Origin of the sequence: Trichocoleus sp. FACHB-40, assembly GCF_014695915.1 — a bacterium.
In the GTDB taxonomy this organism is placed as follows: Bacteria; Cyanobacteriota; Cyanobacteriia; order Cyanobacteriales; family FACHB-T130; genus Funiculus; species Funiculus sociatus.
Map to the genome: position 1 here is coordinate 66,374 of NZ_JACJPF010000084.1, position 25,876 is coordinate 92,249.

Sequence of the window (25,876 nt, forward strand, 5' to 3'; positions counted from 1 at the left end):
CGCCAAAAATAAGAAATTTTTATGTTAGAAATTTTACAAAATATTTTTACTTCAAATCAATTTATTCCTCACGGACACTGCTACCTCTGGAAACCAGGGCTAGTGGGACTAAATATCCTGTTAGATTCTTTGATTGCCCTAGCTTATTATTCAATTCCCTTGTTACTGGTAAAAATTGTCCGCAAGCGAGGCGATTTGCCCTTCGACTGGATTTTCATCTTATTTGGCACCTTTATTGTTGCTTGTGGTACAGGGCATCTTTTGGACATATGGACGCTGTGGCACCCGATATATTGGATTTCGGGGTTGATGAAAGCACTAACGGCTCTAGTGTCCGTTGCTACCGGAATTGTGCTGATGTCGTTGGTTCCGAAAATTTTAGCCTTGCCCAGTCCCGCCCAGCTAGAAGAAGCCAATCGCAAACTGGAAACGGAAATTGAGAAGCGCTATCTTGTCGAGGAAAAGCTCCAACTGGCAATGAACAACATCCCCCAGTTCATGTTCTGGAAGGATAGAAACTCAGTTTACCAGGGTTGTAATCGTAACTTTGCCCTCGCAGCTGGCTTAGACAATCCAGAAGATATTGTTGGGCTTACAGACTACGAATTGGCTTGGAAGCGCGAGGAATCTGACTTTTTCCGCCAGTGCGATGCGCGTGTAATGACAACAGATACACCTGAGTATCACATCATCGAAACCCAACTTCAAGCTGATGGTACACAGACTTGGGTAGATACAAACAAAGTCCCGCTACATAACGATGAAGGTAATGTAATCGGAATTCTTGGTACATACGAAGATATTACTGCTCGCAAACTAGCAGAAGAAGAGTTGCAAGCTACAGTCGCTGAGCTGAGAGCATTGTTTGCAGCAATGTCTGATGTAATTATAGTTATGGACGCTAAAGGTAGCTATCTAAAAATTGCTCCCACAAATCCCTCACTATCGTACAAACCTCCGGCAGAATTACTAGGCAAAACCTTACACGAAGTTTTTCCGAAAGCAGAAGCTGATGCCTTTTTGTGCAATATCCGCCGCGCCTTAGAACAACGGCAGACGGTGAATACAGAATACAGCATGATAATTGGAAACAATGAATATTGGTTTGCTAATAGCATTTCGCCAATTCAGGAAGACTCGGTTATCATTGTGGCGCGAGATATTACCGAGCGCAAGATACTAGAAAAAGAATTAGCAATGCGCGAGCAATTGTTAAATTCATTTATCACAGCGGCACCTGTAGGACTGTGTATTTTAGATGACTAACTGCGGTATTTGCAAGTCAACGAAGCGTTGGCAGAAACAATCTGTGGCTTGAATGTGGAAAAATTTATCGGAAGACCTATTGGTGAAATTCCCCATGTTGTATCAGTAATTGAACCGATTTATCGCCGGATACTGACAACCGGGGAATCGGTTCTCAACGTTGAAGGGTGTAGTGAAAAAGCGGATCAACCAGGGGTAATGTGTCATTGGGTGGCTTCTCAATTTGCCATACCCGGAGAGGATGGTAAACCGATGGCTATTGGTGCCATCGTAGCTGATATTAGCGATCGCAAACGAGCAGAAAACGCCCTGCGACAATCAGAAACAGAGTTGAGAGAAAAAAACCAACAGTTGGAACATACTCTCCAAGAACTCCAACGCACAAAAGAACAACTGATTCAAAGCGAAAAAATGTCCAGTTTGGGACAGTTGGTGGCGGGTGTGGCTCACGAAATTAACAACCCAATCAGCTTTATCTACGGCAATCTTACTCACGTCAGCGAGTATGCCCAAGAATTGGTTTCTTTGGTACGCCTTTACCAGCAACATTATCCTCAACCATCTGCTGAAATTCAGACTTTGAGTGAGGAACTCGATTTGGATTTTCTCGCACAAGATTTTCCCAAAATTCTGTCATCAATGAAGAATGGAGCAACCCGCATCCGCGAGATTGTCTTATCTTTGCGGAACTTCTCGCGGCTAGATGAGGCGGAGGTAAAGGCTATCAATATCCACGAAGGTATTGACAACACGCTACTAATTGTGAAGAACCGCCTGCATTCTCAGGCACTAGCTTGGGAAAAAGGAGCAAGACACGCCGAAATTAAAATAATTAAAGAGTATGGGAAGCTGCCGCCAGTCAAGTGTTATGCAGGGCAGCTGAATCAGGTATTTTTGAATATCCTCACTAATGCCATTGATGCTCTGGATATGAAGGCTGGGGACTGGGGATCTGGGGACTGGGGACAAAGCACAAGGGGCTGGGAATTTGGGACTAAGTAAGAGTCCTTCCAATTCCCAATCCCCAATCCCCAATCCCCAATCCCCAATCCCAGAGATTCGGATTAGCACCGAAGTTCAGGGAAACGATTGGGTAGTGGTTCGGATTGCTGATAGTGGTTGTGGCATGACCCAAGAGGTGCGGCGTAGGCTGTTTGACCCATTTTTTACCACTAAACCCGTTGGTAAGGGAACTGGTTTGGGGTTGTCAATCAGCTATCAAATTGTGAAAAAGCATGGCGGTATCTTGCAGTGCGTTTCCGCACCAACTCAAGGGGCCGAATTCGTCATCCGGATTCCGATTCAGCAAAAAGTGGGAATTGGTAATTGCTAATCAGTAATTAGCGAAAAAATAAGCAAAATTTATTTGTGCTTATTTACTTTCGCAGGAGAGCCTTTTTCAGGTACGGGAAGCCGCTTTAAGAGTGCGGCTCACCCCCGGCGATCGCGTGTTACATTCAAGGCAACAGAAAAGAATTATCTGCATTAGGGGGAAGGATGTACGACACAGACAAGCGGAAGTTGCTATCGGCACTGGCTCATGGCTCAATTTTTTTTAGCACCGCAGTTGTGTCTATCGGGCTACCGATTGCGATTTGGTTCGTATCCGAAGACCCAGTTGTGAAAGAAAATGCGAAGGAAGCCATCAACTTCCACTTCAATGTATGGTTGTATGGGGGGATTATTGGAGCGTTAGTTTTTCTAACCCTTGGTTTACTGGGCTTTATCCTAGTGCCTTTAGGGTTTCTTCTCCACTGGGGACTAACAATTTTTGCAATTACCCATAGTTTGAGCAATACTGACCAAGCTTACCGCTATCCCTTTATTTTTCGCTTACTGTAGTCTTTAGGCTGTTGCGATCGCTAAATCTTTCGTGGCTATAGTTAAGTAGACACATAAAACACAAATATAAAACCCGTTTTCTCTTGAAAACGGGTTTTATGTCTTAGATACTGGGTCGCTTGGTGCATCCTGATTGCAAATGCTTGTGATGTGCGATCGCTTGCAAAATTCACTGCCCCAAAACGGTAAAATCCTAGTCTGAACCTAAATCTTACTCCTCCTTACCCTAGAAATGGCAGAAACTTTATTCTTCAACGCCCTCCGCGAAGCCATAGACGAAGAAATGGCACGCGATTCAGCTGTATTCGTTCTCGGTGAAGACGTTGGTCACTACGGCGGCTCCTACAAAGTTACCAAAGACTTATACAAAAAATATGGCGACCTGCGCGTACTAGACACCCCTATTGCTGAAAACAGCTTCACAGGGATGGCAGTTGGTGCCGCTATGACCGGACTAAGACCGATTATTGAAGGCATGAACATGGGCTTTTTGCTCCTCGCCTTCAACCAAATCTCTAACAACGCCGGAATGCTACGCTATACCTCCGGCGGTAACTTCAAAATCCCGATGGTGATTCGCGGCCCCGGTGGTGTCGGTCGTCAGCTGGGTGCAGAACACTCCCAGCGATTAGAAGCTTATTTTCAGGCAGTACCCGGTCTAAAGATTGTCGCTTGTTCCACACCTTACAACGCCAAAGGGCTGCTAAAAGCTGCTATCCGCGACGATAACCCAGTTTTATTCTTTGAACACGTCCTCCTGTACAACTTGAAAGAAGATTTGCCAGAGGAAGACTATGTGTTGCCTTTGGATAAGGCAGAAGTGGTGCGACAAGGTAAAGATGTGACAATTCTTACCTATTCGCGGATGCGTCACCACGTCATGCAAGCTGTGAAAAACTTGGAAAAGGAAGGTTTCGATCCAGAGGTGATTGACCTGATTTCCCTCAAGCCTTTAGACTTTGATACCATTGGTGCTTCCGTGCGGAAAACCCACCGGGTAATCATCGTTGAGGAATGTATGAAAACAGGTGGAATTGCTGCGGAATTGACAGCATCAATTAGCGATCGCTTATTCGATGAGCTAGATGCACCAGTGCTGCGACTTTCTTCCCAGGATATCCCGACACCTTACAACGGCAATCTGGAACGGCTGACAATTGTGCAACCAGAGCAAATTGTAGAAGCTGTGCAGAAGATGATGGCCTTACAAGTTTAATTTGTCTAGGACAGGTGTCTCGCCTGTCCTACTATAACCATCAAAACTGCTGGATTCGCCCAAAAGGGATTATCATAGCATTTGTTTGAGCAAGTCGTGGTATGCAGAGACAGCGTTCCTTATTAGCCCTAATCCTGGTTTTGGTGATTGCTTCCATCACCGTGCTTACCAGAATACCTATTCGGCTGGGATTAGACCTCCAGGGTGGGTCACAATTGACAATTCAAGTGAAACCCACAAAAGAGGTCAAGGAAATCAAGCGCGAAGATTTAGACGCGGTTTTGAAGATAGTAGAAGGCAGAATTAACGGTCTTGGGGTGTCGGAACCCGTGGTGCAAACTGTCGGACAAGACCAAATTTTGGTACAGTTGCCGGGGGTGAGCGACCCGCAACAGGCGGAACGGGTACTAGGTGGTACAGCGGTGCTGGATTTTCGCCGCCAGAACCTGGTAGTAGGAACGCAATTGGGTGTCAGAGAAACCGAGTTGCAGGAATTACTGCTAAAACAACAGCAGTTGCAGGCGAAAGGAGATGCGACAGCGATCGCCCAAAATAAAGAAGCGATCGCACAAAAGCAACAACAAATCGCTGAACTCGAACGAGAAGCATTTGAACCCACCGGGCTGTCAGGCAAAAACCTGAAAAATGCCCTTCCTCAACCCACACCAAATGGTGACATTTGGGCTGTAGGTATCAGGTTTGATCCTGACGGAGCCGAAAAATTTGCACAATTAACCAAAGATGTAGCCAAAAATGGCGGCAGGCTGGGCATCTTTCTGGATAATAAGCTGATTAGCGCTCCCGGTGTTGATCCAAAATATGCCCAAACTGGAATTACAGGCGGAAATGCCGAAATTTCCGGCGATTTTACTCTAGAAACCGCTAACGAACTAGCCCTTCAGTTGCGAGGCGGTTCCCTACCCTTCCCAGTAGAAATAATCGAAAACCGCACAGTAGGAGCAACGCTGGGACGAGATAGTATCCAAAGCAGTATCTACGCTGGTGTCGGGGGCCTGACTTTGGTACTGATTTTTATCGGTGTCTATTATCGGCTACTAGGCGTAATTGCTGATATCGCTTTGATTATCTACTCGCTGTTGACATTAGCTACCTTTGTTTTATTAGGTGTCACTTTAACCCTACCGGGAATTGCTGGGTTTATTCTCAGTATCGGGATGGCAGTTGATGCCAACGTCCTGATTTTTGAGCGGACGCGGGAAGAATTAAGAGCCGGAAAGAGTTTATATCGCTCTGTGGAGTCTGGTTTTTACCGGGCGTTTTCCAGCATTTTAGACAGTAACGTGACCACCTTGATTGCGTGTGGAGCCTTGTTTTGGCTGGGTTCAGGTTTGGTGAAGGGTTTTGCCTTCACTCTGGCTATTGGAGTTTTGGTGAGTATGTTTACAGCGATTACCTGTAGTCGTACCCTACTAATGACAGCGATAGGATTTCCACAATTACGCAAACCGGAACTGTATGCTCCAAAGTTGCAGGCATTTGGAAAATCTCAGGCAGGGGCAGGACAATGAAAATAAGTGTAATCAAAAGGCGATCGCTCTGGTGGACAATTTCCGCCGTCTTCATGCTCGCGGGCATCATTGCGATGGCAATCAACTGGACGCAAATAGGTGCGCCCTTACGTCCCAGTCTGGATTTTGTCGGCGGCACGCGGTTACAATTTGAACTCGACTGTTCTAAGCCGGACAACTGTAACCAACCCATCGACATTCCCGCAGTTCGGGAAGTTTTAGCTGCTCAAGGTTTGGCAGACAGCAGCATCCAAGTTTTAACCAAAAACGTTGGCGGTGAAACCCAGTATGGTTTATCAATTCGCAGCAAAGCACTGGATGTTGAACAACGCACCAAGCTGCAAAATGCCTTAAGCGAACTCCGAGCCTTCGACCCCCAAAAAACTCAGATAGACACTGTTGGCCCTACCCTCGGACGACAACTTTTTGCCTCTGGACTCCTGGCACTCATCCTATCCTTCGCTGGCATCACTATATACCTAACGTTTCGGTTCCAGCTAGACTATGCCTTCTTCGCCTTTGCAGCCCTGTTTCACGATGTTTTGATTACCGTGGGTAGTTTCGCCATTTTTGGTTTGGTTCTAGGCACTGAAGTTGATAGCTTATTTGTTGTGGCGCTGTTAACCATCATCGGTTTCTCCGTCAACGATACCGTAGTGATTTATGACCGAATTCGGGAAGTTGTCAAACTCAATCCAGAGCTGCATATTAATCAGATTGTTGATGATGCAGTTAATCAAACCCTAACGCGGTCAATCAACACCACCTTAACTACCCTGCTGACCTTGTTTGCTCTCTTCTTGTTTGGCGGCGATACCCTGAAAAACTTTGCCTTAGCCTTGATTATTGGATTCGTTGCTGGTGCTTATTCCAGTATCTTCGTTGCCAGTACCCTATTGGCATGGTGGCGAGAGCGCACAGGTCAATCCAAGGGCATTCCTGCCACTGAACCAAGAACTTCCGATGAAATCTGAATTGGGTGAGGCAAAAGAATGAATCAGCCAAGCGGCGATCAATCAGACCACAAGCCAGATGAGCAACCAATTCATTCCTCATCCTTTATCCTTCATCCCTCGGATGACCCTAGCTTTGGGCAACAAGTGCAAAGGTTACACCAGCTTACTGTCTACGGCAGATGGTTAGTTGCCGGGTTACTCTGGATTACTGTTGGCCCCTTAAGCTTGTGGGGCTTGCGTTACCCAATTTCTCTGATATGGGAACACTTTACTTGGGCGGCATTGCGATATGGTCTTTTTTATAATCCCCTGCCGACACTGGGACTCGCCTTCTGTGTTGGCATGACCGTATCCGTTTTAGTCTGGCAAAGTCGTAACATTTTGTTGGGAATGCCTCATCGGGAACAACAACGCTTAGAGCAACAGGTCTGTCAAATTCGCCAACAGGGGAAAACACACCCACTTTGGAAGTGGGTTTGTGAATAAAATTCTCTCGTTCCCAGCCTCTGACTGGGAATGAGGACTTTTGATTTCTTTTCACGCGCACCGAGACAGAATTGGTTGAGAACGGTATTGGTGAATCGGAATTTTAATCAAAAATTCTGCACCCTTCCCAGGTTCGGAAACGCAGGTTAATTGACCGCCGTGCTTTTCTACAACAATTTGGTAGCTAATAGATAAGCCGAGTCCTGTACCTGCGCCCACTGATTTTGTGGTGAAGAAAGGGTCAAATAGCTTTCGACGTACTTCCTCGGTCATCCCGCAACCGTTGTCAATAATCCGGATGAGGACATGATCTGAATCTACAACCTCGGTGCAAATCCGAATCTCTGGGGCTGGGGACTGGGGGCTGGGGATTGGGGATTGGGAAGTAGAAAATTCCTTATGTCCTCCATGTTCTTGTTTCCCTTGGGCAGTTCTTAGTCTCCAGTCCCCAGTCTCGATTCCCGATTCCCGATTCCCCAGTTCCAAAGCATCAATGGCATTACTAAGGATATTCATCAATACCTGATTGAGCTGACCAGCATAACAGTCTACGGGTGGCAGGTCGCCATACTCTTTAATGATGGCGATCGCTTTCTGCCCTGGAGTAGCCTTTAAGCGGTCTTGCATCAATTTCAAAGTGCTGTCAATGCCTTCGTGAATATTGACAGACTTCTTCTCCGCTTGGTCGTGGCGCGAGAAGGAGCGCAATGATAAGACAATTTGACGGATACGATCCGCCCCCAACTTCATTGACGACAGGAGTTTGGGCATATCTGCCATCACAAAATCTAGGTCGAATTCTTCGAGGAAATCTTCGATTTCCGCAGCTGGTTTGGGATAATGCTTTCCATACAGCTGCAACAACTCCATCAAGCTTTCAATGTAGTGACTGGCGTATTCCAGGTTTCCGTGGATGAAGCTGACGGGGTTGTTTATTTCGTGGGCGACACCTGCCACCAACTGCCCTAAACTGGACATTTTTGCACTGTGAATCAGCTGGGCCTGAGTTTGTTTTAATTCGCTCAAGGCTTGTTTTAGCTTGGCCGCTTTTTCTCTCAATTGTGCTTCTGATTGCCCTCTAGCTTCCTCAGCGGCTTTGCGCTCGACAACTTCTTTTAAAAGAAGCTCGTTGGCTGCTTTTAGCTCAGTGGTGCGTTCTTCGACTCGTCTTTCTAAATCGTCGTTAGCTTTTTCCAGTGCAACTTGTGCAAGTTTGCGCTCAGTGATATCGCGCGTCACGGTGGCAAAGCCGCGCAGCCATCCGTCTTCGCCTCGCAAGGCTGTCACTACGACATTTGCCCAAAACTGCGAACCGTCTTTGCGTAAGCGCAATGTTTCGCATTCAACCCGGCCTTCCATTGCCGCTTTCTTCAGGACTTCCTCTGGCTTGCCTTTTTGGATATCTTCGCTGGGGAAAAAGCTGGAGAAATGCTGACCGATGATTTCACTAGCTTGATAGCCGTTAATGCCTTCTGCACCTTTGTTCCAGCTGATAATCTTGCCGCTGGTATCCAGCATATAAATGGCATAGTCTTTGACATTCTTGACTAACAAGCAGAAACGCTCCTCACTTTCCCGCAGCGCCTCGTCTGATTGTTTGCGCTCAGTAATATCACGGGCGGTGGCGTAAATCAGTTGTTCTTCATGGCAGACGGCGGCGTTCCACAAAAGCCACTTGTAGGAGCCATCCTTGCAGCGAAAGCGATTCTCAAAGGAAATGGTTTCTGTGCTACTGGAAATTTCCTGCAACTGAGCGATGGTAGCTTGACGGTCTTTGGGATGGATAAATTCGATCCACTGTTTAGCCGAAAGCTGATCGGTTGTGAATCCCAGTGTTTTTTCGCACATTGGGTTAAGTTGCTTGAAGTAGCCGTCGAAACCGGCTACGAAAAACATATCCAGAGAGAGCGTAAAAAAACGATTTTTCTTGAATTCTAATCCTCTGCTATCGCTGATTCGGGGTTTTGCCGCCTGCATTGTCATTTTTCACCTACCTATTTTCCTTAAATGCACTCCTCCATGCTTCCCCTGATTTCTACTGAGACTTAGGTCTTTACTAAATTGACATCTTTATGTGGAGTTTACACATAATATAGTTTTTTATGGATGCCTTGACAATTATTAATGAAAATTATATAAAGTATTCGGATTTTGCTGTAAAATCCCTGCTGCCCGGTTAGAGAGGATTGGGATTTTCATCTCAAAGGAAAATCGCGATCGCATATCTAACACCAGAGAACAAGCTTTGACAAGGGGTTTCATTCGCCACGATTGGCGCAGTCTGCGCGGGGTGCGTTTAGTCCAGGGCGAACAATCTCGTCCGCGCAAGTCGGGAGGCTAGGACGCGATCGCGCTCAATCTCTGGGTGTGCGTTTCTCAATCTCAGCGATGGGTAATAATAGAGTGTCTTCAATATGCGAGCGCGTTTTGTCACTTACATCACCGCTACTATTCAGGCAATCCACCAGTAACCGATTAGCATCATAGTATTGCCTTAGCTTTTGCTTCTGTTGAGGGCTGAACTGCCAACTATCGCTGATATTTTTACGTGGAATGCTTGACATCACATCTGAGAGTTGCTGAAGCCAAGCTTCACCCTTTGCTTGAAACCATGTCTCAAGTTTTTCTATACCTTCACGTACCTTAGGTAAATGGTGTTTTTTGAGTTTTTTCAGTGAAACTAATTTAAGGTTAGGTTCGCTTGTAATTAGCTCAGGCTTATCTATACTAATTAATTGACGAACCATCCATATAAAGTCAACTTCGTCTGGTAGTTGATTTTTGATATCTTGCAGAGAACGACGCAGCTCAGGTTTAATGTCTAGTTTAGGATCGAGGCTACGGTCAATACCGGACAAAATCTCTAATGCAAAGTCAATATTGTCAAGCTCGGTAGTCTTCAATTCACTGAACGGGGAGGTAGGGTCAAGAGGAAGGAGAAAGGTAAGGATGTATCCAAGCGCACTTGCAAGGTCAAAAGTGATATCATAATCAATAGCTAATATAATGTCCATGCTATAAGCAGCTGTGGCTGCCTCCGAAATTTTCTTGTCAATTTCAACGCTCAAATACCAGGAAATTTTAAGGGCAAGGGCAAGGTATAAGGCTCGAATAAGTGCTGGTTTATAGGGAAGTTTGGAGAAAAGAGCTTGCTGTTTTTGGTATACCCATGTTAGGAAATTCTGCAGTTTTTTATCATCAGCTACCATGACATCAATCTGTTGCTTAATTAATGTCATGATCTTGTCAATCGATTCTTCACTCGATTTTAATCTCGCTATCGCTTCCGCCTGTATCACTGGATGGAGCCAGTATCCTGCTGGTTGAAACGCTACCAACTTCCCTTGAGATTGCAGGTTTTCAAAACCTAGCATCCATCCTTGGTTTTTTGGAAAATGTAAAAATAACTCATTTTCCGAAGATTTAGGGATATCCTCTCGTTTTTCTTTTTTAGATTCGACTAAACAGCTAAGTTGCAAGGATTCAATGGCCTGTCTTTGTTCTTCTTTGGACAGATCCCAAAGTAAACAAGAAAGTCCAATGTAGGGAATTTGAGGAATGTTTTGATAGGGATATAATCCTAAGCGACAAAGTAATTTATAGGCTTTAATATCGAACTCTAGCAGACGATCGAACTGACTAGCAATTAAATCTTTTATCTCTCCCTTTAACAAAAATTCTTGATTATCTTGCCAATAAGCTTCTAAATCACCGTCATAATCTGATTGGATCAGATTATGGAGAACTTTCATAGCTAGGGCGTTTCCCCCGTAGGCTTTGTGGATGGAACTCAAAGCTGAAGAATGAGTATTAATCTCAAATCCGCTGAAAAACTCTTGCCATGCTTCCTCGTCTAGCCCTGGCAATGGGTAAGGCTTAATTAAGGTTAATTTAGCCTCATTCAAACGAGTGCGGCTCGTAATCAATGTGATAGACTTTACCGTTGGATGAATTAAGACTCTACTAAGTAGTTCTACATAATCACGATGGGGTTTATCCAACTTGCCGTTTTCATCTAAAGCAGTTTCAATATTATCAATTAGTACTCCAATTTTTTGATTCTGGAGCTTGCATCTAAGTTGCTCTAGTAGCATATCAAAATTATCCTCTAGCTTCTCTACCTTGAAGTATTCTCTTAGTTGAAACTTAATCCAGCGTTCTACAGAAGTTATACACTGGGCATCCATTCCTACCTGGAGTTCCAGATACTCTAGTCTTTGAGTCTCGAAGTATTGGTGAGCCAGGGTTGTTTTGCCTACGCCGCCTTTGCCATAAATGCCAATAGTTTTTGCATTCTGACTACCGACAAGGGTGTTGAGGTGCGCGATCGCTTCCTCACGCCCCACAAAATCAGCATTCTTTTTCCCTTCATCTGGCTGTGGGGGTTGTGGGACTTCTGCTGAGTGTTGTGATCGCCATCTCTCCAGCGCTGTCCGAAAATTCGTTTTTCTAACCTTTTCCCCTAATACTTCTGACAATAGCTTCCATAACTCAGAACCTTCATTTTTTATGTGTTGAGAAGTATAGTCGTGGGTTTCAGCAATATCATCATAATTTTGACCTTGCCAAGATCCTCGAAGGATAAGCACTTCGATATCTGCCAATTTTCTTCCTTTTTTGGAAAAAATGGCTTTATTTGCAACTTCTAATGCTACTTCCAATGCTTCTTCGGCGTTCATCAAGCAGTGAGTATAAAATTGATTCTTTGGCATAACCTTACTTTTTTGGACTAAATCGGACTATCAATCTCCTTAATTTATAGTACCGACAAATTTTTAGATTGGAATCAGAATGATTGCATGAGTTGACTAATGCAACTATCGAGGATTTCAAGCAAACTATGAATATTCAAGTCACACCCGCCATAGAAGTTTTAAATGTTGACTGCATGGAATTAAAATTTCAAGGTCATTCCTTGCGGTATGCGGGAACGGCAGAGGATTTAAAGTTGGTTGCTGAAGACTTGTGTTTAGCACTTCGTCTCAGTAAGACTGCTTGGATTAAAGTGCCACTAGAGTTCAGGGATTTAGTGCGTGTCTATGTAGGCAGACATCTACAGGGACTTTTAATACCAGAAGAAGTCCAGACAGTCAACCAGAATGGAATTGATTATCTGATGAATAATTCTGCCAATAAACGAACTGCACTTCAGTTTATGAAGTGGTTTTACGAAGAGGCGCTTCCCTCTATTCGCAAGAAAGCTTAATACTAATCTTGAAGCCCGCGCAGGCGGGCTTTGTTTGTATAGCCGCGAATTCTATTCGTTCGGTATTTTTACGCGCACCGAGACAGAGTAGATTCACAATTGGACTGCTGAATGGGAATCTCAATTAAAAACTCTGTACCAATCCCTGGTTCGGAAACACAGGTCAATTTACCGCAGTGCTTTTCTACTACAATCTGATAACTAATTGATAACCCTAAACCACTACCTTTGCCTACAGGTTTCGTTGTAAAGAAGGGGTCAAATAGACGTTGCTGCACTTCTGATGTCATCCCAACGCCGTTGTCTGTAATGCGAATTAATACTTGATTGTTGTCTCCTACTTCAGTGCGAATCTGAATCTGTGGGATTGGGGATTGGGGATTGGGGATTAGGGATTGGGGATTAGGGATTGGGGATTGGGAATTGGAAGGACTCTTACCCAGTTCCTTGTCCCCAGTCCCTTGTCCCTTGTCCCTTGTCCCCAATCCCACAGATTCAGTCCTCATTTCCACAGCTTCAATGGCATTGCAGAGAATATTCATAAATGCTTGATTGAGTTCTCCAGCATTACAAGCTACTAAGGGAAGGTCGCCATACTCTTTATGCACAACAATGTCGGGACGTTGCCCTTGCCCTTTGAGTCGGTTTTGCAAAAATAGTAGTGTGCTGTCAATGCCTTCGTGAATATCGACTGCCTTACCTTCGGCTTCGTCGAGTCGGGAGAAGTTTCGCAAGCTAAGAACAATATCACAAATGCGTTCTGATCCCAGTTGCATTGATGATAGGAGTTTCGGCAAGTCTAACATCAGAAAATCAAGGTCAATTGCCTCCATTTCTTCCTGAATTTCTGGCACAGGTTCGGGATAATGCTTGGCATAGAGATGCACTAGGTGCAGCAAGTCGTAGGCGTAATCGCTGGCATGAGCTAAATTACCGTGTATGTAGTTGACGGAGTTATTAACTTCGTGGGCGACACCTGCAACAATTTGCCCCAGACTAGACATTTTTTCTGTCTGAATTAGTTGGGTTTGGGTGCGCTGGAGTTCGTGCAGAGTTTGTTCTAGTTTGGTTGCTTGTTGTCTAGATTGCGCTTCTGATAGCCGCAGGGCTTCTGTTGCTAACTGATGAATTTGCGAGTGGGCGTATAGTAACTGATGCACGTCTAAGAGTTTGTAGGCTCCTGATAGTTGCACTACAATCGGTTCGCATATTGATTCAGGCGATCGCTCTAATGACTGCTGCACTGTTTCTACAATTGAGGCGTTGCGATCGCATACTAATGTTTTGCTTTGGGCAAAGCTGTATAGCGCCAGTACAGGACGTTTGGAAAATAACTCTAAACTGTAGGGACGGCTCATGCACTCAAAAAACTGCCGCCGCGAAATCATCCCTACGAAATTACCCCCGTCGGCAATAATGATGCCTGGAAGCAACGGGTTAGCTTCAAAAAGCTTACTTACTTCCTCCGCGGTACATTCCAAATCGATGCAAGCGTCGTGGAGAGTTAACTCCTCTAGTGTGGAATCCAAATTTAGAGGCGATGCTTGGAGGGACGCTTCTAGTGGGCGTTGTTCAAACTCCTGAGTTGCTTGGCAGGCTACTAGGGTTTCTGATGCTTTATTAGTCCATGACAACGGCGTTGCTTGCTTTTGGCAGCCACGCGCTTCTTCTGAGTAGATGCGCCAGTTAGAAGTGTTTTCTGGAAAAGTTTTAGGCATCAGTACCATAAGCACCTCTCTAAATTTACTGAATCGCTATGGTAGTATTCAGCTTTTTCAAAAACTGCGTGTTGACACTGATCAATACAGTCTTGCGATCTGACGTTCCGGATTTTGTGATTAAGATCAACAAAGTAAATTTACTTAAACTTGCTTAAACTTTACGAAGCGTTCATGAACTAAGCCTCTATCTCTGGGATAATTAGGCAACTAGCCAGGGTAGCCAGATTGCCAAAGTTAAGAGTGTTACAAATAGCACTGGCAATGTCAGGATGAAGGCAACGGGAATATACTCACCCCAGCTGATGAAGAGTCCTTTACGATCTAGAATGTGCAGCCATAGCAGAGTAGACAGGCTGCCGATGGGCGTTATCTTTGCCCCCAAGTCGCAGCCTATGATATTTGCATATATCATTGCCTCGCGGAGCTCCGGGGAAGAACTACTGATATCTTTAATTGCCAAAGCATTAATTAACACACTGGGCAAATTGTTCATTACGCAGGACAGCAGGGTGGCTAAAAAGCCTGTACCTATTGTGGTAAGGGTGATTCCCCACTGAGATAGATTTTCTAAACTCAAGCTGAGGAAAGTTGTTAAGCCAGCATTCCGCAACCCGAAGACGACTAGATACATTCCCAAGCTGAAGAGAACTACTTGCCAAGGGGCAACTCGCAAAACTTGGCGGAGGTTAATGACTGGGCGGACTGAGGGTTGGAACCATCGCCCCGCTAAAGCTAGCATGACAAATGCGCCCAACCCAGCGACTAAGGAAACTGGTATGTTTAAGGGTTCGGTTAGGAAGTATCCGTCTAGTAGCAAGCCTAAAATGGGGAAACTCCAACGAAATATTAGGCGATCGCGTATGGCAGTAGACGGGTTTGGCAGAGTGGCACTATAACTACTAGGGATGTTTCGCTGGAAGTAGAACCAGAGGACGCTTAAACTGCTGACAACTGCGACAACATTCACTGGCACCATCACCAAGGCGTAGCGCAAAAAGGAAATCTGGAAATAGTCGGCGGAGATGATATTAACCAGGTTGCTCACGGATAGGGGCAGACTGGTGGCGTCGGCAATGAAGCCGCAAGCCATGACAAAGGCAAGGATAGCTTGACTACCAAAGCCCAGTGCTAGCAGCATTTCCATCACAGTTGGTGTCCAAATTAAGGCGGTGCCATCGTTGCTAAATACTGCTGTAACAGCTGCTCCCAATAAGACAATCAGGGCAAAAAGTAAATTGCCTCTACCCCTGCCCCACCGGGCAATATGAAGTGCCAGCCAAAGGAAAAATCCAGCTTCATCGAGAATTAAGGAAATGACGATCAGGGCCACCAAGGTGAAGGTGGCGTTCCAGACAATTTGCCAGACTTGGGGGACGTTCTGCAAGGTGACAACACCTGTGGCAAGTGCCAGCAATGCTCCTCCCCCGGCGCTAAAGCCGATTCCCAAACCTCGCGGCTGCCAGATGACGAGGGTAAGGGTGAGGATAAAGATAGCGATCGCCCAAACAGAAGATGCTGTCAAGCTCATGGCTATTTGTGCATATACTTACTTCGCTTTTGGCATAATACTAAATCTGCCTAAAGGTGTAATTAATACAAAAAAAAGCCTCTCTAAGAGAGGCTGAAATAAATTTAGTTCATCTCATTCCCAGACGGGAGCCTGGGAAGTATAGAAGGTCTCTACTTTTAACGGGTTCCGGCGACAGCTAAAGCGCCAGCGATCGCGCTAACAATACCGGAAACTGCCGCAGTTCCAAACAGCCACCAAGCAGCAGAGGCAGCAGCTTTGCGGGTTTCTTCCGCTTGTCGCTGCGCTTGATACTTCACTTCGTCTAAGCGGCGTTGGGCTTGCTGTTGGAGGCGATCCACTCGTTGCAGTACGCTGTTGCGTGCGCCTTCAATTTGATCGACAAGTCGGTTCGCATCTGCCTCGGAGATATCCTCACGGGAAGACATAATCGCAACCAGAGTGTTGCGATCGAAATGGGAGAGGCGATCTTTAAGCGAATCAAACCCAGCTTGCGGATCGTCAAACAACTGGCGAACATCTTTCTTGATGCTGTCATAGTTGAGTTCCGGGCGATCCAACGAGTTGAGGTAGTTGCGAATCTGGGCAAAAATGCCGTCAACCGTGTCTTGAATTCGCCGCTGAATGCTGCGAATTTGCTCAACAAATTGATCGCGTACCGAGAGGACTTGATCCACAATTCGGGTAGCTTCTTCCTCAGAGATATCTTGCCGTTGCGACACTAGGGAGATCATCGTATCGCGGTCGATGTGCGACAAGCGATCTGTTATACTCTCAACTCCAGTGCGCGGATCGTGCAGCAACAACTGCAAATCGCGCTTAATTGCTTCTGGGTTGAGTTCGTCTTTGCCAGTATTCCGCAGGTAGTCTTCCAGGGTGCTTTGGAAATCTTGAATTTGTGTCTGAGTCCGGGTGGCGAACCGACGGGGCGCTTTGACGATGTTTTTGATCGTACCCTGCACCTGATCGATTACCTGGTTTACTTGCTCCTCACTCAGGTCTTGCCGCTGACTCAGTAGCTTCACCAGGGTATCGCGGTCTACTTGAGAGAGGCGTTGCCGCAGTGCGGTCGCGCCTTGTTTGGGGTCAGAAAGCAATCTGGTCAAATCCCGCTGGATGCCTTCGGGATTCAGTTCATCCTTACCTGTGTTTCGCAGGTAATCTGTTAGAGCAGTGCTGGTTTTGTCTACCTGCTGTTTGGCTTTATCCATGACCATTTGTGGTGCGTGGACAACGTTGCTCCAAGAATTTTGCACCTGATCGATAATTTGATTTACCTGATCTTCGCTCAAGTCTTGCCGCTGACTCAGTAGCTGGACTAAGGTATCGCGGTCAAAGCGAGAACCCCTTGCCTGGAGCGCCGATAGTCCGGCTTGCGGGTCGGAAAGGAGAGTTTTTAGATCCCGCTGGATGCCTTCGGGATTGAGTTCGTCTTTACCTGTGTTCCGCAGATAAGACTCTAAATTCACCCACAGCGCCTCGGTCTCGGATTTTACCCGGTCTTGCAGGGCTTGGGATTCAATTAGGACGCGATCGCGTGATTGTTCCAGATTGGCACTGATTTGATCGGCTTGTTCCTCGGTGATGTCTGTACGTCCCCGGAGCAATTGCATCAAGGCATAGCGATCGTACAAAGCAAGGCGACGCTCAAGTGTCTCGTGGTCGGCATCTGAATCTTCCAGCACCCGTTTGAAATTGTCATTGATGCCTGGTGCCGTCAGTTCAGTTGTGGGAGCCGTTTGGATATATTCTTCCACTCTGCGGCGCATATCCTGCGTCTTTTCTTCTTCCTCAGCTGCCCGCACTGTCACCAAAACTTCTTGGCGGATACCTTCTAATTGATCGGCAATGTCGTTGATTTTGTCTTGGGTAAATACGCCCCGCTGTTGCAGCAGGTTGGCAAAATACCCTCTGTCTAGTTGCTCTAATTCGCGGCGAATTGTTCCCGGATCGGCTTGGGGATCGTAGATGACTTCTTTGAATTCCCGGTTGAGTCCTGGCCGGGTGATCTGCCAGGAGTAGGTGTTGAGCAGGTAGTTTTCTACATCGGCTCGAATGGTGCTGTAGGGGAGTTCTGGTTTAACTCCTGCTTGTGTCGCTAGTTTGTCAGTTTGCTCGGTTACTTTGTTTTTAGCTTTGGAGAGTGAACTTAAGATGGTTTGCACATCTAAATCTGAGAGATCCGTGCGCCCCATTGCCAATCCCATGAGGCTAGTTAAACCCTGCTGAACGGTTAGCTGAATTGGGCCAGGAGCTGCTTCGTCAGCTGATTTTTGATCGGATTTCTTAGAGTCGCGCATCTCTGCAATCAGCTGGTCGAGTTTGGCGTTGATATCATCAGACTTCACTTGACCGGGTTGTGCAGACTTCAGATAGTTGAGCAGTTCGCCCATCCGATCTGGTTGTTGCTCTCGCGATCCCACGGCTTGCCGCCACACGCCTTCGAGTTGGTCTACGATGCGGTTAAGGTCGCGTTTTGAGAGGTCTGTGCGATCGCTCACCAAATTTACAAATGTTTGGCGGTCGATGTTGCGGAGATTATCAGTGTTAGCGATCGCTTTTAGTTGCGGGTCACTCAGCAATCTTTCAAATTCACCCCGAATCTTTTGCATATCGAGTTCTGGCGGACGCAAACCGCCTAAATAATCCTCCAGCGTCTCGCGGATGCTGGAAGGATCTATCCCCGATCCCAGTTCTCGCCGCACTGCTGCTGCTGCCGCCTCTGCTGTTGATACAACTTGATTGTTGACCGCTTGTGCGCCTATGGCTGCGGTTGCTGTGCCGACAATTGCTTGGAAGCCGCTGGTTGCAGTATTAACGACTGAACCAACTAACGATCCCACTGTCGTTGAACTTACCCAAAATAGCAGGCAGAAGTAGGTCGCCCAAATTACCAAACCGATAATGGCACCTAAACCGCTACTGCTAACCAGGGTGAGTTTCACAGCCAGGAAACACGCGATCGCTAACGCAATGGTGACAGTCACCAGCGTCCAAATTCCGACTGCTGTCCCTATTTTGCGAATTGTCCCGCCCAAGCTGCCAGATTCATTATCATCATTAGAACTTGAATCTGATTGATGACCTAAGTAAGAAATCCCGGCGGCGACAGAGAGATTTGTTAACAGTAATTGCAATGCAAACGCTAGCACCACCCCAGCAACCAGCGCCACAAAAAACTCTGGCCCTGAAAATACAAGTGCCGCTCGTTCTGGCGTGTTCACTGCTGGATCGACTGGCGTAAGTTGCCCTACCCAAAATAGCGCTTTGTCCAGTTCCATTATTCCTGACGTAGTTTCAAACATGGTTTTTCCTTCCCAGAACCTTAAAGCCAGCGCAAATTATAAATTAAGTAAGTAGTCATTATGAACTGCCTCGACTATCAGCCATGAAAATCTGCGTTTTTGGCACCCTTAACCTACTTTTTTTCTGCCACTTTTTCACTCATTCTTGAGTCTTGGTCAAGTTATGCTGGTCAATTTAAGAGTCTAATGACCACGACATAACCCGCTTTTTTCAAAAAAACGGGTTTTTTGTGTTTTTGGCTTCTTTGTACTCACCTACTTAAGCAGGAACTCTGTATTTGTGGCATTTGTGGCAAAAATCGCCTATGTACGTCAGAATCGCCGACTACGGCAGGTTACAGCATCCTCCTGAGGTCTGAAATATATGCCTTTGGTAGGATGAGGGGCCTAGGTTACAGGAGGATAGCTGCTCTTTTGAGCAGCTAGAGGGAGAGGATGCGATCGCGACTGACAGTTCAATTTAAGTAGTAAAACAATAATATCTAACGAAAGCCTAGCTTTCTCTATTTAATTTGTTTACTTAAAACACCCAGAAGTAATTTATAGCTAATTCAAGTTTTTACAACTGGGAAATTATTATCGATAAGCTAAATTTTATAGGTATTAACACCTGATTCAATTTATACCTATTTTTATTAGTAATGCTACACATTAGCCCCCTTTTTTGCTTGGTTAGAGGAATTGGTTGGTAGTCCATCAAATCTCTACACAAACGATATTCCCAGCCGCCGTTAGCAACAAAAGCGTCCTATCTTAGCCAAGAAAACAATTTTGTCGCCCTGACTCTTTCTTGCCCTCTTTCGATAGGCTTACCTTTCCCAAAATACCTCAAAATCGTCCTATCTTAGCCGAGAAGAACAATTTTGTCGCCCTGACTCTTTCTTGCCCTCTTTCGATAGGCTTACCTTTCCCAAAATACCTCAAAATCCTCCCTTAGAAAGGTGTGCAGGTTGCTACTACAGGCAGAGAGCCTATCCAGTGAGGATGCTTAGTATAAAAGTACAAAGATTTATTAAGGACTGTAAACAATGGAAACTCGCCCTACTGATTTACCTACAACTTCCAAAGCATTTAATGGTATTGACCGTAACGCCTTTATCTTTGGCTGGAATCCCCAAGCCGAACTGTGGAACGGACGCTTAGCAATGATCGGTTTTCTTGCTTACCTACTGTGGGATTTAGCTGGTTATAGCGTGCTTCGCGACGTGCTGAACCTGGTTGGATACTAAATTTCTCAAGTTTGCATTTTGATCCACCTTTAGGAGCAAAAACAATGGAAAAAAACACCCTTGATTTACCTCCTGTTGCTAAAGCTTACAACAACGTTGACCGTAACGCTTTTATTTTTGGTTGGAATCCCCAAGCAGAACTATGGAACGGACGCTTAGCTGCCATTGGTTTTATTGCCTACCTAGTGTGGGATATTGCTGGCGTTAGCTTCCTTCGTGATGTACTGCCAATCATTAAATAACAATTAAATCCTTCACTACACACTTTATTCAGGAGTCAAAAATAATGCAATCTCGCCCTACAACTACAACTCCACCTGTTGCTACCGAATTCAATGGTAAAGATCGTAATGCTTTCCTCTTTGGCTGGAATCCCCAAGCCGAACTGTGGAATGGACGCTTAGCTATGATCGGTTTTCTTGCCTACTTACTTTGGGATCTGGCTGGCTACAGCGTACTCCGCGACGTGCTGCACCTGGTTTCATACACGCACTAAAAAGGTAAAAATAAAAAGGCAAAAATAAAGAATCATTTTTGCCTTTTTATTTTTACTGGCTAATATACTAAATTTGCATCGTCTACAGTAAAAATCGCACTATCACATACAAAGCAGCGGCAATAAGTTGTACTGTCATTACTGGGATGCCGTAACGCAGAAAAGTTTTAAACGAAATTCGCCGCCCGTGTAACTCAGAGATTCCCGCCGCTACGATGTTGGAAGATGCTCCAACTAAAGTGCCATTTCCTCCTAAAGTTGCACCAAACATCATGGCATAAAATAAGGGTAGAACTTCCGGTGGAAACTGCCCTTGAAAGCCCGGTTCTAGCACTTCTGATCCTACGAAGCCGACGTTAACCACATACTGTTTGAGTAACGGCACCATTGCTACCACTAGCGGGATATTAGGGACAACGCTCGATAATATACCTACTAAAAATAGCAAAAGTAGGGAACCTAAGAAAATATTGCGTCCTAATATTGTTGCTAATACTCCTGATAATCCGTTAATAACTCCGGTTTTTTCTAAACCCCCAATTAGTACAAAAGTACACATAAAAAATAGCAAGGTACTCCAGTCAACATCCCGCAATATGTTGTTGACTGTATCAATCTTGCTATGGTGAGAAAGGAGCATTGCTAAAGCTGCTCCTAATAAAGCAACTGTGGCAGGTGACAGAGGAATTGGTAGCGTTTCTCCTACCACAAAAAATATCAGCACGAAAGCTACGATTAAGGCACCTACTGCCAAAACTCGCGGATGATTAATTTTAGGGTGTGGCAGATGCTCCAAATCGTCCAACTTTTTGCGCCAAGTTTTGGGGAATAAGAAAGGTAACATGATGCAAACTGTCAAAACAGAAATTAATCCACCTAAACTGAGGCGAGTTAAGTAATCTGTAAAGCTGATATTGACTGCATCACCCACAATAAATGTGGCTGGATCTCCAACTAGCGTTAATAGCCCAGCACTGTTGGCAACAAATACCATTAGAATTAGTAAGGGAACAAAATCTACCCCTACTTCTTCTGCCATTGGGGGAATTAAAGGTGCCAACAACATTACTGTTGTAGCATTGGGTAAAACTGCACAAATTGGGGTAGTAATGCCTACAATACCTAGTAATAGGCGTTTCCCTTCCCCTTTAGCTAGCAGCACCATTTGAGTTGCTAAGTAGTCAAATATCTTGGTTGGCTCAAATGCGCGCACCAGTACCATGACTCCAAAGAATAAGCCCAGCGTTCCATGACTTTTACTGATGTAGTCAATAGCTTCTGTCAAAGTCATGACGTTGGTCAACACCAGTAGCAATGCTCCCAGAAAGGCAGCAATTGTTAGGTGCAGCCATTCGGTCATGATTAATACAATGACACTTATAAATGTTACGGTAGCAATAATGCCTTGCCAGTTTTCCACACAATACCTCAAGGGCTAGATTTTATTACTGCTTGCATCTTACTGGAAAAATTAGTTAGTAAATAATAATTGTAGTGTCGCACATTCAAAGAATGATTAAGGAGGGTAGGCAATCAAGATCCGTGTAAATGGATTTTGATTGCCCACCCTCCTCAATTGCATTGATCCCAAGTTGCATTCATTGATAGCAGGTTGGGTTTCCCTATTGCCTAACCTAAGAGAGCTAACAGTAATGTGTTTGAGGACAACTCGGTATAAGTAGTATCCAGCTTTCACAACAACTATGGCTACTGGTCTTGGTTAAAATCCTCCTGCAAATTTAGCATAGTAGGAATACCCAATACCGGACAAGGGAAATCATCACCTAGTTGTTGGACAAGCGGATGATTGACAGAATTACAGCCTAGCAGCAATGCCGCCGCCGCTTCAGATTCAACAGCTTTCTTTAGTTCGGCCGCAAGGCAACCAAATCGGAGATGAGCCTTGAAAGAACTGCTCCATTCTTCAGCAAGACTTCTTGCTTGTGATAAGACTCGGTTTGCTTGCTGGAATTGATCCTGATAGAACATTGCTCTGAAATAGGAAGGATCTACCGATGTCACCCGTGGGCTTGCTGCTACTGGCTGATGTGTTGGTTGAGTAAAGACAGGTGTGGCAGACTTGAATGCGGATGCTTTGGAAAACTTTAATGGACTGTATTCAATTGATGGGTTACTTGCAGGCTTAAAGTTGAAGAAATTTGGATGATTATTGCTCGAATTGTCATCTACAACATAGACAACTTGAACTGTGACTTGCTTCTTGGTGACTAAACGAGTTTGATGAGCAATCCACAGAGCTACATCCAGAGCGGTTTGACTGCTGGGGGATCTATTGTAGCCAACGATTAAGTTGACTGATTTTTTATCAGTGTTAACAGAAGATGATGAAGCTGGCCCAGGCAGCAACATCATTTGTTCCATTAAATCATTTCTACCAATTGCGCTTTCAAGGCGTACCAACATTGGCTTAATATTCACAGCTTTTACCTCATGCAAATGAAACAAATGATGGATAAGAGGTGGGTGGAATTTACTCGTCTTGGGTGAAGTAGCGATCTAGGAAATTTAGAGCATGGTTGCGTAGCTCGTAGTATTCCTTAGATTCGCGGATTTGTTGGCGATCGCGTGGATGAGGAAAAGGCACTTCCAAAATTTCCCCAATCTTGGCGTGAGGGCCATTCGTCATCAGCACAATCCGATCTGACATATACAACGCTTCATCCACATCATGGGTAATCATCATTACCGCTTGCCGTTGTTTCTCCCAAATATCGAGTACCTGTCGCTGCAATTTACCTCTCGTCAGCGCATCTAATGCCCCAAAAGGTTCATCCATTAACAGCATTTTAGGGCGAATTGCTAAGGCTCGTGCAATGCCTACCCGCTGTTTCATCCCGCCGGAAATTTCATCGGGATATTTGTCGGCGGCGGTATTCAAATTTACCATTGCTAGGTGTTCATTAACAATGCTGATTTTTTCAGCACGGGTTGCTTTTTTCAGCACTTCATCCACAGCCAAACGGATGTTTTCTTTGACTGTTAACCACGGTAACAGAGAGTAATGTTGAAATACCATCATTCTCTCAGCTCCGGGTTTACGAATCTCTTTGCCCTCCAGCCGCACTGAGCCGGAAGTGGCTTTTTCTAAACCAGCTACCATCTTGAGTAGCGTTGATTTGCCGCAGCCAGAGTGACCAATCACAGAAATATATTCGTCTTCCTTTATGCTGAGATTTACACCGTCCAAAACTACAAACTCACCTCCATCGGCAGTTGGGTAGGACTTGACGATATTTTCAATCTCCAGAAACCCAGTACCTGGTAAGGTTTCATTGGTACCTGTTGAGTAAGAAGTAAATTGAGTCATGAAAGCCTCCTGAATCTTAGTTGATTGGTAATTTGTAATTGCGTTTTAATTGTCTACCTAATTACCTAATGGCTATTAATTAAGACATAAAGAAACGAGTAGGACGGTTCGCCCGAATTTCAAAACTGTTGAGATAGCCCACTGGATTGCTGGGATCAAAGCCTTTGTTGTCGATGAATACATCAGGTGATTCTACTTTGTAATCATCTTTGGGACACTCAATTCCCATTTCTGCGGCAATATTGCGATAGAGGTCGGTTCGCCAGCCTTTGCTTGCCAGTTCTTCGGCATTTTTAGGAAATTCCTTAATTTGTCCCCAACGAGCTGCTTGCGTCATCAACCAAATGCTTCTAGAGCGCCAGAGAAACGTTGAATGTTCTCCTGGCTGTTTGGGAATGCCATTAGGAATATCGAAGAAAATTGTGTTGTCAGTGGCTTTTATAGTGCGGTCTTTGCCATCAAAGCCGCCGTAGTTGTATTCACCAATAATCGCAGGGCGAGTGAACTTATCCACTGGGCCTTTTTTAGGTTTTGCACCCGTAAACGAGCGCTCGGTAAGTAGTGTGGCAACTTCTTGATGGTTTTGAGGGTTGCTGCAATACTGGCAGGCTTCAATCATTGCCTTGACTAGCGAATTATAGGTTTTGGGATTCTTGTTGATGAAATCTTCCATCACTCCCAAAAGTCGGTCTGGGTGTCCGAGCCAAACTTCTTTACCTTGAGCGAAGGTAAAGCCGATTCCCTGTTCGCCAGTAGTTGCTTTTTCGTAAATGGCTCGTGTATTCCAAGGTTCTGCAACCATGTAGGCTTGCATTGCACCAATCCGCACGTTACTAACCATCTGCGGCGGGGGAACGATGATGACGCGAAATTCCTTGAGGGGATCGACTCCGGCGGCGGCAGATAAATAGCGGACGAAGTATTCGTAAATGGATGAACTGAGTACAACAGCCCAAACTCTCTGTTCTGGTGGTTGGCTGTCAAAGAAGGCTCTAAATTGTTTGCCAAATTCTTCTAAAGCGCGATCGCCATACTGTTGTTGGTACTCATGCCAGGGACGCAACCCAAAATTCCACATAGCTTTGTTCATCGTCATGGCGTTACCGTGACGGTGAATTACCATAGCGGCACACATGGGAGCGTGGCGTGCGCCTTCGGCTCCGATTCTGGCATTAGTTACGGCTCCGGAGACAACAGGCGCGGCATCGGTGCGGCCGAATATTAATCCGTCGCGGGAGGTTGCCCAGCTAGCTTCGCGGACGAGTTTGACGTTAAGGCCGTATTTGCGGAAAAATCCTTTTTTCCATGCGATCGCAAAGGGCGCACAATCATTAACCGGAACGTAGCCAACGGTAATGTCAGATTTTTCTAAATCGCCAGGTTTTACTACCTGTTCGATTGCCCTAGCTTCTTCGGTGAGTCCTTTGGCAGAGCGATCGCCGCTAATTGTACATGAAGATAATGCCATCCCTGCTGCTGTGGCACCCATCCCCTCAAGAAATTTTCGTCGCGTCCAATCTGGGGTGTAACTCATAGTTTTGGTTTTTTAATGCTTTAACTCAACCAAACGCCACTGGGTTTAACAGTTACCTATTAGTCACCACAGGAATTGAGTATTTAACAACAATTCCTGTAGAAAGCAAACCTTAGCCTTAGCGAAGATAATTTGCAGTAATGCAAGTTAAGTCCGCAGAATGCGAGACTAGGTAAATATTAAGTATTCTGAAACAGCAAGTTTCGGCGAGTCTTGTTTGTGTAGCTGCGAGTT

General features: G+C 45.4%; 20 protein-coding genes and 2 pseudogenes. 12 read left to right on the forward strand and 10 right to left on the reverse strand.

Going from position 1 to position 25,876, the window contains the following annotated elements; translation table 11 throughout:
• Positions 1-21: 21 nt before the first annotated feature.
• From H6F63_RS19240 to H6F63_RS19275, 8 genes and pseudogenes are all read left to right on the forward strand, one after another.
• Entirely contained in the window at positions 22-1,266 is a 1,245-nt protein-coding gene (locus tag H6F63_RS19240; protein ID WP_190639101.1) for a PAS domain-containing protein, read from the forward strand.
• Positions 1,267-1,320: 54 nt separating this feature from the next.
• A pseudogene (locus tag H6F63_RS31080) lies at positions 1,321-1,503 on the forward strand (hypothetical protein); the annotation flags it as partial.
• 21 nt (positions 1,504-1,524) lie between these two features.
• Positions 1,525-2,575 (forward strand): annotated as a pseudogene (locus H6F63_RS19245) (ATP-binding protein); the annotation flags it as partial.
• A gap of 188 nt (positions 2,576-2,763) precedes the next feature.
• Complete coding sequence (locus tag H6F63_RS19255) at positions 2,764-3,108, forward strand: DUF4870 domain-containing protein (RefSeq protein ID WP_190639103.1); 345 nt, start codon at positions 2,764-2,766, stop codon at positions 3,106-3,108.
• Between the two features lie 232 nt (positions 3,109-3,340).
• Entirely contained in the window at positions 3,341-4,324 is a 984-nt protein-coding gene (locus H6F63_RS19260) for an alpha-ketoacid dehydrogenase subunit beta (protein WP_190458132.1), read from the forward strand.
• 101 nt (positions 4,325-4,425) lie between these two features.
• The gene (gene secD / locus H6F63_RS19265) at positions 4,426-5,853 is read left to right on the forward strand and encodes a protein translocase subunit SecD (RefSeq protein WP_190639104.1); all 1,428 of its coding nucleotides are present in this window, start codon (positions 4,426-4,428) and stop codon (positions 5,851-5,853) included.
• Complete coding sequence (secF, locus tag H6F63_RS19270; RefSeq protein ID WP_190639105.1) at positions 5,850-6,827, forward strand: protein translocase subunit SecF; 978 nt, start codon at positions 5,850-5,852, stop codon at positions 6,825-6,827. Before secD ends, secF begins: the two co-directional genes overlap by 4 nt.
• Positions 6,828-6,845: 18 nt before the next feature.
• The gene (locus tag H6F63_RS19275) at positions 6,846-7,295 is read left to right on the forward strand and encodes a hypothetical protein (RefSeq protein ID WP_206755841.1); all 450 of its coding nucleotides are present in this window, start codon (positions 6,846-6,848) and stop codon (positions 7,293-7,295) included.
• A 51-nt stretch (positions 7,296-7,346) separates the two neighbouring features.
• Here H6F63_RS19275 and H6F63_RS19280 read toward each other — a convergent pair whose 3' ends face one another.
• From H6F63_RS19280 to H6F63_RS19290, 3 genes are all read right to left on the reverse strand, one after another.
• Positions 7,347-9,278: a PAS domain S-box protein gene (locus H6F63_RS19280; protein WP_190639106.1), complete on the reverse strand. Its 1,932-nt coding sequence runs from the start codon at positions 9,276-9,278 to the stop codon at positions 7,347-7,349.
• Between the two features lie 138 nt (positions 9,279-9,416).
• Positions 9,417-9,557 carry a hypothetical protein gene (locus tag H6F63_RS19285; protein WP_190639107.1) on the reverse strand — a complete coding sequence of 47 codons (141 nt, stop codon included), beginning with the start codon at positions 9,555-9,557 and terminating at the stop codon, positions 9,417-9,419.
• Between the two features lie 92 nt (positions 9,558-9,649).
• Complete coding sequence (locus H6F63_RS19290; protein ID WP_190639108.1) at positions 9,650-12,007, reverse strand: hypothetical protein; 2,358 nt, start codon at positions 12,005-12,007, stop codon at positions 9,650-9,652.
• A gap of 128 nt (positions 12,008-12,135) precedes the next feature.
• Here H6F63_RS19290 and H6F63_RS19295 point away from each other — a divergent pair, with 128 nt between their 5' ends.
• Positions 12,136-12,501, forward strand: a complete 366-nt coding sequence (locus tag H6F63_RS19295) for a hypothetical protein (protein WP_190639109.1) — start codon at positions 12,136-12,138, stop codon at positions 12,499-12,501.
• A gap of 68 nt (positions 12,502-12,569) precedes the next feature.
• Here H6F63_RS19295 and H6F63_RS19300 read toward each other — a convergent pair whose 3' ends face one another.
• The 3 genes from H6F63_RS19300 to H6F63_RS19310 all read right to left on the reverse strand — a co-directional run bounded on the left by H6F63_RS19300 (position 12,570) and on the right by H6F63_RS19310 (position 19,055).
• The gene (locus tag H6F63_RS19300; RefSeq protein ID WP_199298151.1) at positions 12,570-14,228 is read right to left on the reverse strand and encodes an ATP-binding protein; all 1,659 of its coding nucleotides are present in this window, start codon (positions 14,226-14,228) and stop codon (positions 12,570-12,572) included.
• Between the two features lie 193 nt (positions 14,229-14,421).
• Complete coding sequence (locus tag H6F63_RS19305; protein WP_190639110.1) at positions 14,422-15,750, reverse strand: arsenic transporter; 1,329 nt, start codon at positions 15,748-15,750, stop codon at positions 14,422-14,424.
• A 158-nt stretch (positions 15,751-15,908) separates the two neighbouring features.
• Positions 15,909-19,055 (reverse strand): MFS transporter, encoded by a 3,147-nt coding sequence (locus H6F63_RS19310; RefSeq protein ID WP_190639111.1) that lies wholly within the window; start codon positions 19,053-19,055, stop codon positions 15,909-15,911.
• A gap of 1,028 nt (positions 19,056-20,083) precedes the next feature.
• Here H6F63_RS19310 and H6F63_RS19315 point away from each other — a divergent pair.
• Genes H6F63_RS19315 through H6F63_RS19325 form a run of 3 tightly spaced genes read left to right on the forward strand, consistent with a single transcriptional unit; the run spans position 20,084 to position 20,780 of the window.
• Complete coding sequence (locus tag H6F63_RS19315; RefSeq protein ID WP_190422335.1) at positions 20,084-20,284, forward strand: chlorophyll a/b-binding protein; 201 nt, start codon at positions 20,084-20,086, stop codon at positions 20,282-20,284.
• Positions 20,285-20,328: 44 nt separating this feature from the next.
• Positions 20,329-20,526 carry a high light inducible protein gene (locus H6F63_RS19320; RefSeq protein ID WP_190422337.1) on the forward strand — a complete coding sequence of 66 codons (198 nt, stop codon included), beginning with the start codon at positions 20,329-20,331 and terminating at the stop codon, positions 20,524-20,526.
• Between the two features lie 44 nt (positions 20,527-20,570).
• On the forward strand, positions 20,571-20,780 hold the full coding sequence (locus tag H6F63_RS19325) for a chlorophyll a/b-binding protein (protein ID WP_190422339.1): 210 nt from the start codon (positions 20,571-20,573) through the stop codon (positions 20,778-20,780).
• A gap of 82 nt (positions 20,781-20,862) precedes the next feature.
• Here the strand turns inward: H6F63_RS19325 and H6F63_RS19330 are convergent, their stop codons facing one another.
• The 4 genes from H6F63_RS19330 to H6F63_RS19345 form a co-directional block, all read right to left on the reverse strand.
• Positions 20,863-22,200, reverse strand: a complete 1,338-nt coding sequence (locus H6F63_RS19330; RefSeq protein WP_190639112.1) for an SLC13 family permease — start codon at positions 22,198-22,200, stop codon at positions 20,863-20,865.
• Positions 22,201-22,487: 287 nt separating this feature from the next.
• On the reverse strand, positions 22,488-23,219 hold the full coding sequence (locus tag H6F63_RS19335; RefSeq protein ID WP_190639113.1) for a universal stress protein: 732 nt from the start codon (positions 23,217-23,219) through the stop codon (positions 22,488-22,490).
• Positions 23,220-23,271: 52 nt separating this feature from the next.
• On the reverse strand, positions 23,272-24,108 hold the full coding sequence (locus H6F63_RS19340; RefSeq protein WP_190639114.1) for a nitrate ABC transporter ATP-binding protein: 837 nt from the start codon (positions 24,106-24,108) through the stop codon (positions 23,272-23,274).
• Between the two features lie 79 nt (positions 24,109-24,187).
• Positions 24,188-25,642 carry an ABC transporter substrate-binding protein gene (locus H6F63_RS19345; RefSeq protein WP_190639115.1) on the reverse strand — a complete coding sequence of 485 codons (1,455 nt, stop codon included), beginning with the start codon at positions 25,640-25,642 and terminating at the stop codon, positions 24,188-24,190.
• Positions 25,643-25,876: the final 234 nt, after the last annotated feature.

Coding starts and splice junctions, on each gene's coding strand:
- H6F63_RS19240 (WP_190639101.1), top strand. CDS start 22: ATGTTAGAAATTTTACAAAATATTTTTACTTCAAATCAATTTATTCCT.
- H6F63_RS19255 (WP_190639103.1), top strand. CDS start 2,764: ATGTACGACACAGACAAGCGGAAGTTGCTATCGGCACTGGCTCATGGC.
- H6F63_RS19260 (WP_190458132.1), top strand. CDS start 3,341: ATGGCAGAAACTTTATTCTTCAACGCCCTCCGCGAAGCCATAGACGAA.
- secD (WP_190639104.1), top strand. CDS start 4,426: ATGCAGAGACAGCGTTCCTTATTAGCCCTAATCCTGGTTTTGGTGATT.
- secF (WP_190639105.1), top strand. CDS start 5,850: ATGAAAATAAGTGTAATCAAAAGGCGATCGCTCTGGTGGACAATTTCC.
- H6F63_RS19275 (WP_206755841.1), top strand. CDS start 6,846: ATGAATCAGCCAAGCGGCGATCAATCAGACCACAAGCCAGATGAGCAA.
- H6F63_RS19280 (WP_190639106.1), bottom strand. CDS start 9,278: ATGACAATGCAGGCGGCAAAACCCCGAATCAGCGATAGCAGAGGATTA.
- H6F63_RS19285 (WP_190639107.1), bottom strand. CDS start 9,557: ATGAAACCCCTTGTCAAAGCTTGTTCTCTGGTGTTAGATATGCGATCG.
- H6F63_RS19290 (WP_190639108.1), bottom strand. CDS start 12,007: ATGCCAAAGAATCAATTTTATACTCACTGCTTGATGAACGCCGAAGAA.
- H6F63_RS19295 (WP_190639109.1), top strand. CDS start 12,136: ATGAATATTCAAGTCACACCCGCCATAGAAGTTTTAAATGTTGACTGC.
- H6F63_RS19300 (WP_199298151.1), bottom strand. CDS start 14,228: ATGGTACTGATGCCTAAAACTTTTCCAGAAAACACTTCTAACTGGCGC.
- H6F63_RS19305 (WP_190639110.1), bottom strand. CDS start 15,750: ATGAGCTTGACAGCATCTTCTGTTTGGGCGATCGCTATCTTTATCCTC.
- H6F63_RS19310 (WP_190639111.1), bottom strand. CDS start 19,055: ATGTTTGAAACTACGTCAGGAATAATGGAACTGGACAAAGCGCTATTT.
- H6F63_RS19315 (WP_190422335.1), top strand. CDS start 20,084: ATGGAAACTCGCCCTACTGATTTACCTACAACTTCCAAAGCATTTAAT.
- H6F63_RS19320 (WP_190422337.1), top strand. CDS start 20,329: ATGGAAAAAAACACCCTTGATTTACCTCCTGTTGCTAAAGCTTACAAC.
- H6F63_RS19325 (WP_190422339.1), top strand. CDS start 20,571: ATGCAATCTCGCCCTACAACTACAACTCCACCTGTTGCTACCGAATTC.
- H6F63_RS19340 (WP_190639114.1), bottom strand. CDS start 24,108: ATGACTCAATTTACTTCTTACTCAACAGGTACCAATGAAACCTTACCA.
- H6F63_RS19345 (WP_190639115.1), bottom strand. CDS start 25,642: ATGAGTTACACCCCAGATTGGACGCGACGAAAATTTCTTGAGGGGATG.